Here is a 17,403-nt window from a genome sequence, read left to right as displayed (position 1 = left end):
TAAATCTATAATTCTGTAATCAGCATTGCATCTCCAAAGGAGAAGAATCTGTATTTTTCTCTAACTGCCTCTTCATAGGCTGCAAGCACATGCTCTCTACCTGCAAGTGCAGATACAAGCATGATAAGAGTTGACTGTGGAAGATGGAAATTAGTAATAAGTCCATCAATTACCTTAAACTCATATCCTGGGTAGATGAAAATCTGAGTCCATCCACTCTTTGGAACTAGTGGCTTTCCTGGCTCTGCTGCAGATTCAAGGGTACGTGTACTTGTGGTTCCAACCGAAATAACTCTGCCGCCATTAGCCTTTGTTTCATTTATAATATCGCAAGCCTCTTGATTGAGGATGTAATATTCTGCATGCATGTGGTGGTCTAAAACCTCTTCCTCCTTAACAGGTCTAAAGGTGCCTAGACCTACATGAAGAGTAACCTCTGCGATTCTAACACCCATAGCCTTAACTTCTTCAAGAAGCTCTGGTGTAAAGTGTAAGCCGGCAGTTGGTGCTGCGGCCGAACCATCATATTTAGCATAAACAGTCTGGTATCTATCTCTGTCCTGAAGCTTATGAGTGATATATGGTGGAAGTGGCATTTCGCCCAGCTTATCAAGAATTTCTTCGAAAATTCCTTCGTAGCTAAACTCGATAATTCTGTTTCCTTCATCAACAATATCAACGATTTTACCCATTAAAAGACCATCGCCAAAGGATATTTCCATACCAGGACGAGCCTTTTTGCCAGGCTTAACCAGACATTCCCACTGGTTGTCGCTGATTCTTCTTAAGAGAAGAATTTCAACCTTACCGCCAGTTCCAACTCTGGCACCATACAATCTGGCTGGAATAACCTTAGTGTTGTTGATAACCAGGCAATCGCCTGGCTTAAGATATTCCTTGATGTCATAGAAATGTTTATGAATTGTCTCACCTGTGTTTTTATCCAAAACCATAAGTCTTGAATTACTTCTTTTTTCAAGAGGGTCCTGAGCGATGAGTTCTTCAGGAAGCTCGTAATCAAAATCCTTAACTAACATAAAACTTCTTTCTAATTATAAACAATATTCCGCAATAATCGGCTCTCCATAGTGTAGCACACTAATTATTATCAGTCCACTTTATATGATGTTTCTATTTGAATCTTTGTATAAATTTCTGCCATGCCATGCCGAAGGCTTGCTCAAAAAATACATTAGCCTCTGCTGCCATAAGCATGAAATACATACAGAAGTAAAGCCAAAACATGAACATCATCATGGTGGCAAAGGCTCCGTACATTGAATAGGTGTTAAAAATCTTTACCCATATTGCAAGAATCAAACTAAAAATATACCAGCTGGCAGCACATAAGAAGCCGCCAGGTAATTGACTGAAAAAGGTAAGATTTTTATTTGGAAGTACGGTAAACAAAAACGTAAATACGATAACAAGGAATATGAATACAAATATTCCTCTAAACAAAGGCCTGATACCAACGACATAAGCCAATAAACCATAATAATTGTCGGCATAGTACTGTAGCTTTTGAGTAAATACAAGCATCAGCATAATAACGATGATAACTAAAAGTAATACCAGTGTATAAAAGATTGCTTTGAATCTTCTTAAGAACCAGTTTCTAGTCTCTTCGATTTTGTTAACCTGATTAAGGCCTACCATAAGATTCTGGAAGGCTTTCCCAGATGCCCAGATAGCCATGATAATCGAGATAGAAATCATTCCAACTGATGCCTGGGTAATAAGCCCCATAAACCTAACTATATATGGGGAGAAAGTATCTGGAAGAACATCATAAATAAGTTCGTTCATGTACTCATTTATAGAAGGCACATAGCCTGCTGCCCAAACAAGAAGCATCATTACCGGAATAGCTGACATAATCATAAAATATGCAGTCTGTGCAGCATAAGCCCCGATGTTATCTCTTCCGCATTTATCTAAATAAGTTTTTCCATAGCCTAAGAATGTCCACATAATTTTATCTCCTCAATCCCCAATTTTAGCAAAGAAAAAGCGACTATGCAACGCATAGCCGCCACTACTTTCATTCAAAACCTAACCCGGAGGTGCCGGGCCTATCAATTGACTCCTAGCTCTAGCTAGGTGGATCGCCGCAACTAATTTTTTGCCTTCCCCTGCGCAATGGAGGCCTGACAGCCAATTAGAAATGTAAGCATTCCATTTAAAGTAAATGTAGGTTCAAAAAGGATAAGTTAAATCGTACATCCCAGGTTAGGTTAACATTCGGTATGTTTACTACCTGCAATTATAGTACAACAAATTTGTGTCAAAATAAAGAACGAATTTTTCACAGATTTTCCTTATTTGTGTTATAAACAAACAAAAACCTGACTCATCATTCTCTTTTATAACTGTGGACCTGCAGAAACAAGTGCCTTACCAGCTTCGTTTGTAGTGTACTTAACAAAGTTCTTGTTGAATCTAGCAGCAAGATCCTTTGCCTTCTCTTCCCACTCAGAAGCGTTAGCATATGTATCTCTAGGATCAAGAATCTTAGGATCTACGCCTGGAAGCTCTGTAGGAACTTCGAAGTTGAACATAGGAATTGTCTTTGTAGGAGCCTTCTTGATATCGCCAGAAAGGATAGCATCGATGATACCTCTTGTATCCTTAATTGTGATTCTCTTTCCAGTTCCGTTCCATCCTGTGTTAACAAGGTAAGCCTTTGCTCCAGACTTCTCCATCTTCTTAACAAGCTCCTCAGCGTACTTTGTAGGATGAAGCTCAAGGAATGCCTGACCGAAGCAAGCAGAGAATGTAGGTGTAGGCTCTGTGATACCTCTTTCTGTACCAGCAAGCTTAGCTGTGAAACCAGAAAGGAAGTAGTACTTTGTCTGCTCTGGTGTAAGGATTGATACTGGAGGAAGTACTCCGAATGCATCAGCTGAAAGGAAGATTACGTTTTCAGCATCAGGACCAGCAGAAACCTTATTTACTTCAGCTGCAATGTTGTTGATGTGTTCGATTGGGTAAGATACACGAGTGTTCTCTGTAACGCTCTTGTCATCAAAATCAATCTTGCCATCATCAGCTACTGTTACGTTCTCAAGAAGAGCATCTCTCTTGATTGCATTGTAGATATCTGGCTCAGATTCCTTATCAAGACCGATAACCTTTGCGTAGCAACCACCTTCGAAGTTGAATACGCCGTTATCATCCCAGCCGTGCTCATCATCACCGATAAGACGACGCTTTGGATCTGTAGAAAGTGTAGTCTTACCTGTTCCAGAAAGACCAAAGAAGATTGCTGTGTGCTTTCCATCCATATCGCAGTTAGCTGAGCAGTGCATTGAAGCCATACCCTTAAGTGGAAGGAAGTAGTTCATCATAGAGAACATACCCTTCTTCATCTCTCCGCCGTACCATGTATTGATGATAACCTGCTCGCGAGATGTGATATTGAAAGCTACGCAAGTCTCAGAGTTAAGACCGAGCTCCTTGTAGTTTTCTACCTTAGCCTTTGATGCATTGTAAACTACGAAATCTGGCTCGAAGTTTGCAAGCTCTTCAGCTGTAGGCTTAATAAACATATTTTCAACAAAGTGAGCCTGCCAAGCAACCTCAACGATGAAACGAACTGCCATACGGCTGTCCTTGTTGGCACCGCAGAATGCATCTACTACAAAAAGATCTTTGTTTGAAAGCTCTTTCTTAGCGATTTCCTTAACTGCTGCCCATGTTTCTTCACTCATTCTGTGGTTATCGTTTGGATACTCCTCAGAAGTCCACCATACTGTGTTCTCAGAATTCTTATCAACTACGATAAACTTATCCTTAGGTGAACGACCTGTGTAGATACCTGTCATAACATTAACAGCACCAAGCTCTGTCTCTTTACCTTTCTCATAACCCTCTAATGAAGGATTCATCTCTGCCTTGTAGAGATCCTCATAAGAAGGATTGTGTACAATACTAGTTGTTCCTGTGATGCCATACTTAGTTAAATCAACATTAGCCATCTTGTCATACCTCACTTTTCTATTTTTATTTATTAGTTCACTCTAATCCACATTTGGTAGTATAAACTAATTTTCGCTAAGTATCATTTTAATTTTTCGACATTTTAAAGTCAATCATTTAAATAAAAAATTGTTTTCACATTTATACAATAATAATCTATAAAACTTGTGCAATTACACTGTTTATGGTAACATACATTAAATCACTTTAGTGTGTTAAAGGAGGAAATTTGTTATGGCAATCGAAAACTTCAGCGAAATCACTCCAGAGCTGGAAAAGCTTGCGGAGCTTTCCAAGAAATCCTCATACATAGATCCGGAATTATACACCACCTATGATGTAAAACGTGGCTTACGTGACCTTAACGGTAAAGGTGTTCTTGTTGGTATCACTGAAATTTCAGAGGTTAATTCAAAGAAATTTGTTGACGGCAAGGAAGTGCCTTGCGACGGTCAGCTTTTTTATAGAGGCTACAATGTTCAGGATTTAGTTAGAAACATTCCTTTAGAACAGCATTTTGGATTTGAAGAATGTACTTACCTATTATTATTTGGCAGTCTCCCTACCGAAGAACAGCTTGAAGAATTCAAAGCTCTTTTGGCAAGCTATCGCTCTCTTCCACCAAACTTCGTTAGAGATATGATTATGAAGAGTCCATCTAAGGATATGATGAACTCTCTTGCAAGATCAGTTCTTGCACTATATTCAAATGATGACAGAGCAGATGATACATCAGAGCCAAACGTACTTAGACAGTGCCTTCAGCTCATTGCCAGCTTTCCTCTGCTTTCTGTATATAGTTATGCTGCTTACGATTATTACTATAATGATGCTTCACTCATCATTCATCAGCCTAGACCTGATTATTCTACAGCAGAAAACATTTTGCATTGCTTAAGACCAGACAGTAAATTTACTCCTCTTGAGGCAAAGCTTTTAGACGTAGCTTTAATCCTTCATATGGAGCACGGTGGTGGTAACAACTCTACCTTCACCACTCACCTAGTTTCATCTTCAGGTACAGATACCTACGCTGCTATTGCCGCAGCTTTAGGCTCACTTAAGGGACCTAAGCACGGTGGTGCCAATATCAAGGTTGTTCGTATGTTTGAAGATATGAAGGCCCACCTTAATGACTGGACTGACGAAGAAGAGGTTGGCACATATCTTAGAGCCTTACTTCATGGTGAAGCCTTCGATAAAGCAGGGCTTATCTACGGTATGGGACATGCTATTTATTCAATATCAGATCCTCGTGCCATTACCTTCCACTCCTTTGTAGAAAAGCTTGCGGTTGAAAAGGGAATGGAAAAGGAATACAACCTCTATGAATTGGTAGCAAAGCTTGCTCCAAAGATTATCGCTGAGGAGCGCAAGATTTATAAGGGTGTTTCACCAAACGTGGATTTCTATTCTGGCTTTGTTTATCAGATGCTTGGCATTCCAGGAGAACTGTTTACTCCAATATTTGCCATCGCCCGTATTGCAGGATGGAGTGCGCACCGCATGGAAGAGGTTTGCCACAAGGGCAAGATTATGAGACCTGCTTACATGACTGTCTGCCCACATAAAAAATATATTCCAATTGAAGATCGTGTTGTAGATTAAAATAAAGCTTAAAATCGAGTAGGAGGAAATTCTCTCTGCTGAGAATTTCCGACCTCTCACACCACCGTGCGTACCGTTCGGTACACGGCGGTTCAATCAACTTAACAAGTAACACACCTTTCGGTGTAATAGTCTAACATTGAGACTAATCCAAATGAGGCCAGTCTCTTGTTGTTTATTGCTACATTCACCGCTCCCTTGTTGCAAACATAGGCTATTCTATGACCTGTGTATGCAACTCGTCTTGCAGTATCTCTGTCAATTCCAAGTTTTACAAGGTTCTTTTCACGATTCTGTGGAGTTTTCCAGTGTTTCCAAATGCACATGCGGAGTCTGTATCGGATGTGTTTATCCATCTTCCTACATAAAGTTTTCATACTACCTATCTTGAAGTAGTTAATCCATCCTCTGATGAGCTGATTAAGTTTCTCCACTTTATAGCTGTTGCTGACGCCCCAACTACGACGTGTAAGTTCTTTCATTCTCTTCTTAAACTTCGCTACTGATTTCGCATGTGGTTTTGCCTTGAACTGATGGGCTCTTGAATCAAAGTAGAATCCAAATCCAAGGTATTTTAGTCCACTTGGTCTATCTACTTTACTCTTGGTCATGTTGACCTTGAGACCTAGTTTCTCCTCGATAAATCGAGAGATATTTCTCATGACTCTATTAGCAGACATTTCACTACCAACCATGATAATACAGTCATCTGCATATCTTACAAAGTTAAGCCCACGCTTTTCCATCTCCTTATCAAGTTCATTCAACATGATATTCGCCAGTAATGGCGAGAGATTTCCTCCTTGTGGTGTTCCCACAATAGAGTCCTCGTACTCATCATCAATCATGATTCCACTGACCAAGTATTTCCTAACGATAGAAATAACATCTCCATCTTTAATAGTTCTACCTATGATGGTCATAAGTTTATCGTGATTTACTGTGTCAAAGAACTTTTCCAAGTCAATATCTACAATCCAATCATTGCCGTCATTCATCATGTCGAGCGCTGTTAGGATTGCTTGCTGTGCGCATCTATTAGGTCTGAATCCATAACTGTGGTCATGGAATTGTTCCTCATAGATTGGTGTTAAAACCTGTGCTATGGATTGTTGTATGAATCTGTCTGTTACTGTTGGTACTCCTAGGTTTCTGATACCACCATCAGGCTTTGGTATCTCCACTCTTCGTACTGGCTGAGGTTTATACTTTCTTGTCCTCAACTGTTCCTTGATGATGTCGCCGTTCTTTTCAAGATGTTCCTTGAGTTCTGTGTACTTCATTCCGTCCACTCCCTCTGCACCTTTATTTCGTACGACTTGCAGATATGCTCTGTTGAGATTATCGCTGGATAGTATCTGCTCCATTAGACTACTTGTGTCCATGCGTTCTTTCCTTTCCGCCCCGCTTAATTTGACCACCCTTATCCCGATTGGTTACGGCAGATGTTGTCATTTCTGCAACACGAGACATACTCAAACTTATTGATTGTTCGCCCCTTCACTCCATCTCCATTACAGAGATTTCTTCACTACTATGGGCTCGGCTGACTTCTCACAGTTCGTTGTTACTAGGCTAATGGAACCTCTGTGAGACCTCCACGCTTAAGGTGCACGCTCTTTCCTCTCATCTATCCGCCACATTTACTCGATTCCTACAAACGGCAACTTTACGGCTTCATCTTATTCGGCAGACTTACCAAGCAGAACCTAGCCTTATATGTGATTTCTGTCCGTCGGACCGAGAGTTTGCCTACAGCTTCCTTCAGATTCCACCTCACGATGGACACCCTACTACAATGTAATTGTTGGATATATAAAAATATTTATCATTCAGTTTCCAACCTCATTATTAAGCTAAAATGAGAGGGTAAATGGTTTATCGGGGACACCCTTGGGCTATAACGCCCGTAACGCAAGACTGATAACCATCCTCTCGTTGCAGCGTTCGTTTTTAGCAGGTTGGGCTTCACGCTCGTGTCACTAAGTAGATTGAATCGTAATGAGTTCTGAATGGTTACCATTTACAATTACAACTCACAAAGGAGAATGTATTATGAATTCAGTAGGAATTGACGTTTCTAAAGGAAAAAGTACTGTTGCCATCATGCGTCCTTTCGGCGAAATCGTTGCTTCACCTTTTGAAATCAATCACACAGAAGAAGATTTTGAAAAGCTTGTTTCGCAAATCAAATCTCTTAAAGGCGAGTCTAGAATTGTTATGGAATATACAGGTCGTTACTATGAACCACTTGCTAACTATCTGTATAACTCTGGCCTTTACATTTCAGTTGTTAACGCCATACTTATCCATGATTACGACAACTCCAGTATTCGTAGAGTTAAGACTGACAAAAAGGATGCTATAAAAATCGCAAACTACGGATTGAATCGGTGGCTTGATTTACCTGAATATATACCAGAAGAAGAATTACGTCAGGCTCTTAAAATCTACAACCGTCAGTTCACGCAGTACACCAAACTTAAAGTAGCTTTGACAAATAATCTCATAGCTTTATCAGATCAAACATTTCCTGGTATTGATGGATTGTTTGGCAAAACACCACGCAAAGATGGTCACCAAAAATGGATTGACTTTATCAAAGATTATTGGCACAAAGACTGTATAACCACAAAAACAATTAATTCACTTGAACGTTCGTACCAGAAGTGGTGCTCTAAAAATGGTTATCACTATCAGTCAAACAAAGTTAATGATATTTATCAATTAGCCAATCAAACAGTTGCAAGCATGCCAGCAAACTCTAATACAAAACTCATAATTACAGAAACTGCCAAAGAACTTATTTCTTTGATTGACGCTTTAGAAAAAATCCGTCAAGAGATGAACCGTATTGCGTCTCAATTACCTGAATATCCTGCAGTCATGTCTCTTCCTGGAGTAGGAACAACATTAGGACCACAACTTATTGCTGAGATTGGTGATATCAGAAGATTTCATAGCCGTAAGGCATTAATAGCATATGCCGGTATCGATTCTTCTCCATATCAATCAGGAACCATTGATATAAAGAGTCGTGGTATATCAAAGCGAGGCTCTTCGGCTTTACGTAAGACACTTTTTACAGTTATGGATTGTATCCTTCGACATCAACAAATCGATGATCCAGTCTATCAGTTTTTGGATAAAAAACGAACTGAAGGGAAGCATTACTATGTCTATATGATTGCAGGCTGTAATAAATTTTTAAGAATCTATTATGCAAGAATAAGTGCTTACTTAAACTCTATTTAAAAACAAATACAAAAAATATCAGATTCTCTTTGACTGGCTATTTCAGGCAGTCTATTTCTTATGCTCTAAAATCAAATATACTAAATTTCATATTTATCACTTGACAACTCTTAGCAGGTCTTGCTGTTCAGCTATACACTTCCTCGTTGCCTAGGCGTGTTTGGGACTTTCACCCGTTAGAGCGCAATGGCATTAAGTTAAGAAAAAAATTTAAAATAGCTTGACAAATATTTCATAGTATGCGGATTTTTTGCTAATTACTTAGCAAAAAATCCCTTGTGATTAAGTACATTCACTTTTTCACAGGAGGAACTGCATGAAATATTTAAAACCCAACACACTACGTAGAAATTTATTTGATTCTATTGACCAAATTTTACTTAACAAAGCATCTTATGTAAAAAATCCAACTGACCACTCTAGAACGCGTAAGCTTTCTTTTAAAACTATTATTAACTCAATTCTCCAAATGTCTGGAAGTAGTATAAACAACGAACTCTTATCCTTTTTCAACTGTTCAGATACTACTCCAACTGCAGCTGCATTTGTACAGCAACGTTCTAAAATACTTCCAACTGCTTTTGAGGATATCTTCAAATCCTTTACCAACAGTTCAAATCCTAATGCAACATACAAGAGCTACCGCGTTTTAGCTATTGATGGTTCTGATTTACACGTACCAACTAATCCTAAAGACAAAGATTCTTATTTTCCTAGAATAAATGATCAAAGGCCTTATAACCTTTTACATTTAAATGCCCTATACGATGTATGTGGCAAAATATATGTTGATACCATCATTCAGAAAAGTCGTAATGCAAATGAAAACCAGGCTCTCATTGACATGGTTGATCGTAATGCAAGCACTATGGATACTCTTATTATTGCTGATAGAGGATACGAATCCTATAATGCACTTGCTCACATACAAGAAAAAGGATGGAAATTCCTTTTTCGAGTCAAAGATGCTACTAGTAGCGGCGGTATAGCTAATGGTCTTGATTTGCCACAAGACAATGAATACGACATTTTTATCAATTTACATTTGTCTGCTGGAAGAACTAAAGATCACTGGGAACTTTACAAAAATAAAAACACCTATAAACGTATATCTCATCCCGAAAACTTTGATTTTTTCATCAATTCTGCAGGTGAACGTGATGTTCTTATGTTTTATCATCTTCCTTTTAGAATTCTAAAAATTAAGCTCGGCGAAGATACCTATGAAACACTCCTTACAAATTTACCTGCCGAAACATTTTCGCTTTCTGAAATTAAAAAGCTATACTCTATGCGCTGGGGAATAGAAACTTCTTTTAGAGACCTTAAATATCCACTTGGTCTATTAAATTTTCATGCCCGCAAGACAGATTTAATCTATCAAGAAATATATGCACACCTTTTGCTTTATAATTTTGTATCTTTAATAATGAGTAGTCATAAACTAGAATGCTTAACACGAAAACATGATTATAAATCTAGTTTTTCAATAGCAATTCATGCATCTAGACTATTTATCAAGGGAAAGATTAGCTGCAAAACAATCAAAAATATTTTGTCTAAATATTTGACACCTATTCGTCCAAACAGAAAAGCAATCCGACGCAAGAAGAAAGATCGTTCTGTTATGAGTTTTAATTATAGATTGTCTTAATTCAACTAATACATATCTGCAACAGGCAGGGAGTATATTCCTGCCTATTTTGCATGCCCAAAAATAATTTTTCCGTATAATCATCTTCCTTACCATCATTAAAAACTTTGATTTTTGTAAGAAATACTCTAAAGTTAATGACATTGCGTTAGAGCGCGCCCATGGCGCGCAAACCGAATTAATGCCTGCCACCAAAAGGTGGCAGGCATTCTTATTATGTTCTACTATTAATTTATCAGTCTACATAATATATGTCGTCAGTAAGTCCGATTTTTTGTCTTTGTTCTTCTACAAGCTCTTTTGATTTTGCAATACTTAATACTTCGTTAAAATACCCGTATTCTTTATAAAAGGAATATCCATCATTATCCTTTTGGAGTTCTCTAAAATTTGCCATTCCCTTTACAAAAGCATCAAAATTAGCTTTGTAATCAGAGTTTGTGTCATAAATTAAAGCAGGGTCTTCGCCAATACTTATTTGATTTTTATCTGGTTCTTCCCATGTTTCAATATTAGGACATATATATGAGTATGCAGAATCTGCCTCATTATCGTCATCATAAGGAGGAATATGAATTCCAACTATTCCCCAGGTATTATCATCATCAAAAATAGGCTTGTATTCTCCTGTACTTGTATACATTCCATTTGTTACTGTTATTGTACTATATTTATACCAATCACGATATACTCCATCACTATCTATAAAGCCACAACTGTAGCCGCCGTAATTTACTCCAGAATAGGTATCATATATCATTCCGTTGTAATAAATATCTGCCCCAGTATCAGCGCCGTCACCTGAATATAAAGAGATAACATATCTATAGCATATTTCAAGCTTCCCATCATTATTTCTTAAAATAACTCTAGCCCAATCATTCGATGAATCATAGTTTAATGACTTTCTTGAAAAAGTGATAATCATTTCAGGATTGTCATCTTTACCTGCATCAATATATTCTATCCTATTATTAGTAATAGAATAATCATAATAGTCTTTCTCAAAATCCCAATCTTCACATTTCTTAGAATGATCTTTTAAAGTATCATTGTACAAGTCATCAAATGAATACTCTTTATTCACATCCTCAAAAGCATCAGGATAATTGTTATCTTTTACTACAGACGCTGTAACTTTTCCATCAAGAAAATCCTGGTAAAGCTTAGCTGTCTTCTTATCAATGTCAATTTCATCAATAGACTTAGGAAGCGTATAATCCACATGGCGTCTAATCTTTGATCTGCTGCCATCTTCTGCAACATGGGTGCAGACAGATGCATCGTGGTTTGGATCCTCCTTAATCATAGGAGAATCATCAAACTCCAAGTGATAATATAGGCTGAAAGTATTTGCTTCTGTTAGTAAAGGAATCTTGGTGTCCTCGATTATATTAAGTTTTATAAGCGAATCTGCTATATAGGAAGCTAACGATTCCGACTCATCATCTGTAATATAAAAATCAATCATTGGTCCTACAACTTTGGCTTCCCAGCATGCATTTTCAAACCCAGGCACAATTTCAAGCTGCTCAGCAGATAGCTTTGCATAGAAATCTATTTTAGGATCAATTACTGAAACCTCAAGTATAGTCAATGAAGCCTTGAGTGTAACTCCCGATGTTAATGTAATTGTTGCAGCTTCCTCATTTGTGCTTCCATTTTCAAAATAACTTACAATTTTTGCTTTTTCCTCAGTCTTGGAATAACCATTTTCATCGAAAACTATTATAGTTCCAGTAGGATTTTCAGTGGTTATTACAACATCAATATTTTCCATTTCCATGTCAGCATGAAGACCTAAAGCCAAATCTATTTTTGCAATACCAAGAGGAATTGGAATAGCTGGCAAATCAAAGGAATAATTAATCTTGGCATCACCCATTTTTAAGACAGGCTTATACAGACATTCATAATAAAAGCCACCCTCTTTGTTTGCATAGGCATAAAGCTGAAAATCTTCTAAGGAGATTTCAATATCGACCGTTGATGAGTCTTCCTCCCCTGTATCTTCATCACCTGCATCTTCATCATCTGTCTCTTCATCACCTGCGTCATCAGCTAGTTCAGAAATATTTTCATAAGATTCTTTAGCTGAATTAAAGGCATCACAAAGATAAGAATAATCCTTATCTCCTATTTTAAAGCCAGTAACCTCAAGCCCAACTTCAGCATCATCTGATGAAGCATTACTGATTGACACTGTTCCTGTTACTGTAACAGTTGTCTTTACACCCTTGTCTTTATTTGTGGATACAAAGCTATAATTAGGAACACCAGAGGTATCTAAAACCTGAGTCCCATCCTCTGTATTAAGTGCAGCCACCTGGGACCAATCAACATAGCCTGCAACCGTATAATCAGTTAATAAATCATCCAGACTCTGTGGCTTTGTAGTCAATACATCGTAGATATCACCGTCGCGCTTTTCAATAGCACTGATAGTACCTCCACGAAGAACACCTACAGTATCCTTGTAGATTAGCTTTTCTCCAACAGAAGGTGCTTCGCCCTTTATTTCAATAAGAGCCTCTTCGGTTCCATCCTCATGGCTGGTGTAATAGGTCGCTGTCCAATCAGAACCATCTACAACACCTTCAGCAGCCTCATACTTAGATACAGAAACATGATAGTCCTCTATTGTAGCAAGGGCTGTAAAATTTTTAATAAGCGCCTCTGCTTGAGTACTGCTTAAATATGCATCCTCAAACTCCTTTGATAGAACCCCTTTCTTTTCTACAAGTTCAAATCTGGTTTCTGGAGTATCTTCGGTTCCATCCAATAGATATTCACGGTAAGCAGGGCCAAGGCGGTCCACGCCTTTAGCCACTGCAGCCTTACCAGTGATTTTATTATCGGAATACTCTATAGAGTCCTCATAGTTAAAGGCTTCATTGAGAAGTGCCATATATTCCTTTTCTGAAATAGCATCATCCTCTGAAACTTTTTCAAAAGCTACAGGCTCTATACCATCAAGAGATTCATTCCCTGAATTGCCTTTCGCCAATATAAATCCTATAATTCCACCAATAATTAATACGCAAGCAATTATTCCCCCGATAATAAATGGCTTATTTTTCATCTATCAATTCCTCTGCCAAAATGGCATCATCCAAAATTAAAAGAACTTCTTAGGATTAATCTTGTAGCTTACCTTCTTAGTACCTACATAATTATTCTTTCCTATAAGCTCAAAGGTAGCTGTTCCCTTCTTGTTATTCTTTGCAAAATGAGTAATCTGGTAGTTTGAAGAATTCACTGTTGAATTCTTTAAAGTAACTGTGATGTCACTCTTAGTAGGAACTACACCACTGTTTTTGTTATTGTAATCCTGGGCCTTTACTGTAACCTTCACTGAATTGATGTTGTATCCAATTCTAAAGGTTGTTGTGTAGCTTTGGCACTTTTCATAAGTACCAGTTCCAGTAATTGTTGCACGTATAACTGTTCCAACAGGTACAGTGTATTTTGCATCCTTCTTAAGCTCCGCACCTGAAGCAAGCACTGTCTTTGTAGTCTTATTTTTGTATTTACCAGAAACTACAGTCTCATTTACCACATTGTAAACAACTGTAAATTCCTTATTCTCTTTAAGATTTACATTAAGTCTTGGGTTATAAACATTAAGCTTTGGTACCCAATTGTTAGCTTTGTTTGCATAAACAACATCAGGGCAGGTTACATCAAAGGCTGTTTCAAAAGCTGCTGCCTCTGCCTCATTTGAAATGTTGTAATAGCTTCCCTCAAGAATCTTATACACAACCTCCTTTGTGCCCTCGTACATGCTGTTGTCTTTGGCTGTGAATGTTATCTTAATCTCTGTACCAGCAGGATATTTAATGTTGGCTGGCTCCTTAAAGCTAGTGTCAGAGGAAGTCTTAACCTGATAGTACATTGAGTAATCGCTGCTACCTAAAACTGTTCCATAATTGTCTGCAAGTGTATATGTAGCCTTCTTGTAGTTTACCTGCTTTTCATTGTAAATAGGTGCTACAACTGTATTTGCAAAGGCTGCCACACCAGCAAGGCCTGATGCCTTGAAGTATTTATTGTAGCCAGAACTATTGATTCCATAAACTGTAGCATCTGAAAGTTTTGTCTTTTCAACAGGAACGGTAAAGGTAACCTTACCCTTGTAATTTGTCTTTCCTGTAAATGTGGCAACACAGTTCATCTTGCCAGTATTCTTGTCCTTTACAAACTTTACGCTTCGACCTGTAAGGTATGCATAGTCAACGCATTCATTTGTTGATTTGATATGTAAATATAAATCCGATGGCTTCTTGCCCTTATTAGCCTTTACCGCAAAGCTTGTGCTTGAAGCATTGCTATCAGAAATTGCAAGATCACCTGCTTTCTGAAGCTCTGTCAAATCGATTGGCTTAATCTCAAACTTCTTTGAAGCTGTACCGTAATACTTTTCACCTGTAAATATAACTGTTACTGTTGCATTCTTACCTGCATTGATGTTGTTTGCATAAGTTACTGTGTATTCTTTTGCATCAATATCAATAATCTCTTTTGCTGATTTCTTGTACTGAACAGTAATTGCTGGCTTTGCCTCAGTATCCTTCTTGTATGTGAAGGTGGCCTGATCAAGATTGATTACTACCTTGTTTGAAGCTAGCTTTTCAGCATTTTCAGACTTATCCTTGATAGTAAAATATTTCTTAAGCTTTCCTGTATAATTGCCTTTAAAATTGATAACTAAAGCTGGAGCAACAAGCTTGCCTGAAGCGTTTCTCTGTTCAAAGGTTGCAGCCTTTGTATTGTTCTCGTAAGAAATAGTATAATCTACCTTTTCTGTAAGAGCCTTTTTGTTGTAATAAACCTTAATATCTTTAGATTCGAAGGTAACCTTTGAGCCAGTGAATTGAAGAGTTTCAGTACCGTCCTCGACCTTCTTTCCCTTATAGGTTACAACAAACTTGTCTTCATCCTCATCGGCCTTGACTACTTCATCAATCTCCTCATCCGCCACAACAAATGTAGCGCTAGTCTGCTCACTTGTAGCTCCATCCTTTGTGGCTTTTGCTGTAATAACATACTCTCCAGCTTTGTTCAATAAAATATCTGATTCATATTTCTGATTTGAAGCAGTAGCTGCACCAGAAATCGAATATGTAATTTCTGCATCCTCTGTTGTAGTAGAGATAGTCACTTTGCTATTTAATTCAGCAGGAATCTTGCCTGTAGCATCTGCCACAGATTCCTGTCCCCAAAGCGAAATTGAAGGAGCGTCAACCGTAGTAACTACAGTTGAATAAAGAGCCTCTACAACTGAGCTTGTAGCAACCTGATCTACCTTTGAGGTACTTGTAATCTCCACACCTTCCTTTGTAAACCAGCCAAGGAATATCTTTCCTGCCGGTGGAGTAACTGTTGGTAGCTCTCCAAAGGTATCGCCCTTTACATAGCGAACTTCAGTCTTTGAAGCTGTACCACCCTTTGCATCGAAAGTGATGTTATAAATAGGACCTTCCCACTTTGCGTAGAGGGTGATGTTGTCCTTGAAATTTGTAACATCAAGTGTACCCTTGCCATCCTTAATATTTTCTATAGCGATAGCTGGCTTTGTAAATTTTGCATCTAAGTACCAGCCCTTGAAATCGTAAAACTCTCTTGATGGGCTTGTAATTGTGAGTGGCTCCTGAGTAGCCACAAAGCCTACTGGATTTGTAACACCCTCAGCAAGACTGCCACCGTTTAGGTTATAGGATATTTTGTTTCTTGTAACTATGGCATTTACACCTAACTTTTTCTTCGCCACATAAGCCTGAAGGGACTTTTCTGTTGTGGTGCCCTTGTTACAAAAAACATATTCCAAGCTAGAACATGAATAAAAAATATCTTGAGCTGTAGTAAATGAAACATTATCACCTAAAAAATCAATTTGTCTAATTCCTTTTGATCCTCGAAAAGCGTGTTTTGGCATACTGATAACAGATTTAGGCACAACTATAGTAGATGCACTTCCACCAAATCTACTACTTCTGAATATTGATGGAAATGTTCTTGTTCCCTCTGGAATAACAAGCTCTGTGATAACAGGCTGTTCATAAGTACTTGCCACTTCAAAAAACGCACCATCATATGTTGTTGTACTGGTAATAGCAACATTCTTAGTTAAAAGTGTAACTGAACTGATGTTAGTGGAGCCAAAAGCGCAAGATCCAATTGTTCTAACATTCTCAGGAATTACTATTGTCTTTAATTTTGAGCAACGGCAAAATGCATTTTTCCCTATACTTGTCAATGATGATGGAAGCTCTAAAGATTCCAGGTTTTTACAATTATAAAATGCACCATCACCGATTGTCTGAAGGTTATCAGGAAATACGATTTTCTTAATTTCATCCTTCTTAATCGATTTTAAATCGGAACTCTCAATAATAGTAATACCTTTTATTGTAAGCACTCCATTTTCATCAAGCTTCACTCGCTCAGAATCCTCTAGAAGCTCCTCTTCATCTGCTTCTTCCACTAAAAGCTCTTCTTCAGATACCTCTCCATCAGCTATCTCTTCTTCAGCTGCCTCTTTTTCAGCTGCTTGAGGGTCTGTTTGCTGTTCTGTTGCTTCATCTGCAGAAGTTTGGCTATTCTCATTTGCATCAGGAAGCTGGTTTCCTTCTGTAGTCTGTGTCTGATTTTCAGCTGGCACTGTACTATCTATGCCAGGTTCTTCATTTATAATATTCTCCCCATTTTCGGTCTGAATATTAGTGTCTGTTGTGTTCTCTGTCACTTCTGTTTCAGCTGATTGCTGAAGTTCTGTAGCATAAACATCAGTCACAACAGTTGTGAAGGTAATTACTAATGCAAGGCAAAAGCTATATACCTTACGCAAAGTCTTTTTCATTTTGGTACATCCTCCTAAAATACTCTATTTTGAAAACGTTATAGTT

9 protein-coding genes and 1 other RNA gene are annotated in these 17,403 nt (G+C 38.1%); 3 read left to right on the top strand and 7 right to left on the bottom strand.

Translation table 11 applies throughout. The annotated features are described in order from the left end of the window. Positions 1 to 5: 5 nt before the first annotated feature. The 4 genes from queA to pckA form a co-directional block, all read right to left on the bottom strand. Positions 6 to 1,037, bottom strand: coding sequence for a tRNA preQ1(34) S-adenosylmethionine ribosyltransferase-isomerase QueA (queA, locus tag BM097_RS12535; protein ID WP_090550493.1), 1,032 nt, complete (start codon positions 1,035 to 1,037; stop codon positions 6 to 8). A 94-nt stretch (positions 1,038 to 1,131) separates the two neighbouring features. Beyond that, positions 1,132 to 1,974, bottom strand: a complete 843-nt coding sequence (locus BM097_RS12530; RefSeq protein WP_090550490.1) for a YihY/virulence factor BrkB family protein — start codon at positions 1,972 to 1,974, stop codon at positions 1,132 to 1,134. 79 nt (positions 1,975 to 2,053) lie between these two features. Then, positions 2,054 to 2,237, bottom strand: a non-coding RNA gene (gene ssrS / locus BM097_RS12525) — 6S RNA. A gap of 129 nt (positions 2,238 to 2,366) precedes the next feature. After that, positions 2,367 to 3,980 carry a phosphoenolpyruvate carboxykinase (ATP) gene (gene pckA, locus BM097_RS12520; RefSeq protein ID WP_090550485.1) on the bottom strand — a complete coding sequence of 538 codons (1,614 nt, stop codon included), beginning with the start codon at positions 3,978 to 3,980 and terminating at the stop codon, positions 2,367 to 2,369. A gap of 235 nt (positions 3,981 to 4,215) precedes the next feature. Between pckA and BM097_RS12515 the strand changes: the two genes are divergently transcribed. Next, complete coding sequence (locus BM097_RS12515; protein WP_090550482.1) at positions 4,216 to 5,589, top strand: citrate/2-methylcitrate synthase; 1,374 nt, start codon at positions 4,216 to 4,218, stop codon at positions 5,587 to 5,589. A gap of 101 nt (positions 5,590 to 5,690) precedes the next feature. Here the strand turns inward: BM097_RS12515 and ltrA are convergent, their stop codons facing one another. After that, positions 5,691 to 6,974, bottom strand: coding sequence for a group II intron reverse transcriptase/maturase (ltrA, locus tag BM097_RS12510; protein WP_090550478.1), 1,284 nt, complete (start codon positions 6,972 to 6,974; stop codon positions 5,691 to 5,693). Between the two features lie 670 nt (positions 6,975 to 7,644). On the opposite strand from ltrA, the gene BM097_RS12505 reads away from it, so the two are divergent. Continuing rightward, the gene (locus tag BM097_RS12505) at positions 7,645 to 8,844 is read left to right on the top strand and encodes an IS110 family RNA-guided transposase (protein ID WP_090550473.1); all 1,200 of its coding nucleotides are present in this window, start codon (positions 7,645 to 7,647) and stop codon (positions 8,842 to 8,844) included. 316 nt (positions 8,845 to 9,160) lie between these two features. Further along, entirely contained in the window at positions 9,161 to 10,498 is a 1,338-nt protein-coding gene (locus BM097_RS12500) for an IS4 family transposase (RefSeq protein ID WP_242944711.1), read from the top strand. Between the two features lie 235 nt (positions 10,499 to 10,733). Here BM097_RS12500 and BM097_RS12495 read toward each other — a convergent pair whose 3' ends face one another. Next, positions 10,734 to 13,580 carry a hypothetical protein gene (locus BM097_RS12495; RefSeq protein WP_090550468.1) on the bottom strand — a complete coding sequence of 949 codons (2,847 nt, stop codon included), beginning with the start codon at positions 13,578 to 13,580 and terminating at the stop codon, positions 10,734 to 10,736. Between the two features lie 36 nt (positions 13,581 to 13,616). Further along, the gene (locus tag BM097_RS12490; protein ID WP_090550465.1) at positions 13,617 to 17,357 is read right to left on the bottom strand and encodes a leucine-rich repeat protein; all 3,741 of its coding nucleotides are present in this window, start codon (positions 17,355 to 17,357) and stop codon (positions 13,617 to 13,619) included. Positions 17,358 to 17,403 lie beyond the last annotated feature (46 nt).

Origin of the sequence: Pseudobutyrivibrio sp. OR37 (assembly GCF_900113655.1) — a bacterium.
Lineage (GTDB): Bacteria > Bacillota > Clostridia > Lachnospirales > Lachnospiraceae > Pseudobutyrivibrio.
The sequence above is the reverse complement of the archived record's forward strand: the minus strand, read 5'-3'. Positions and strand labels throughout refer to the sequence as shown.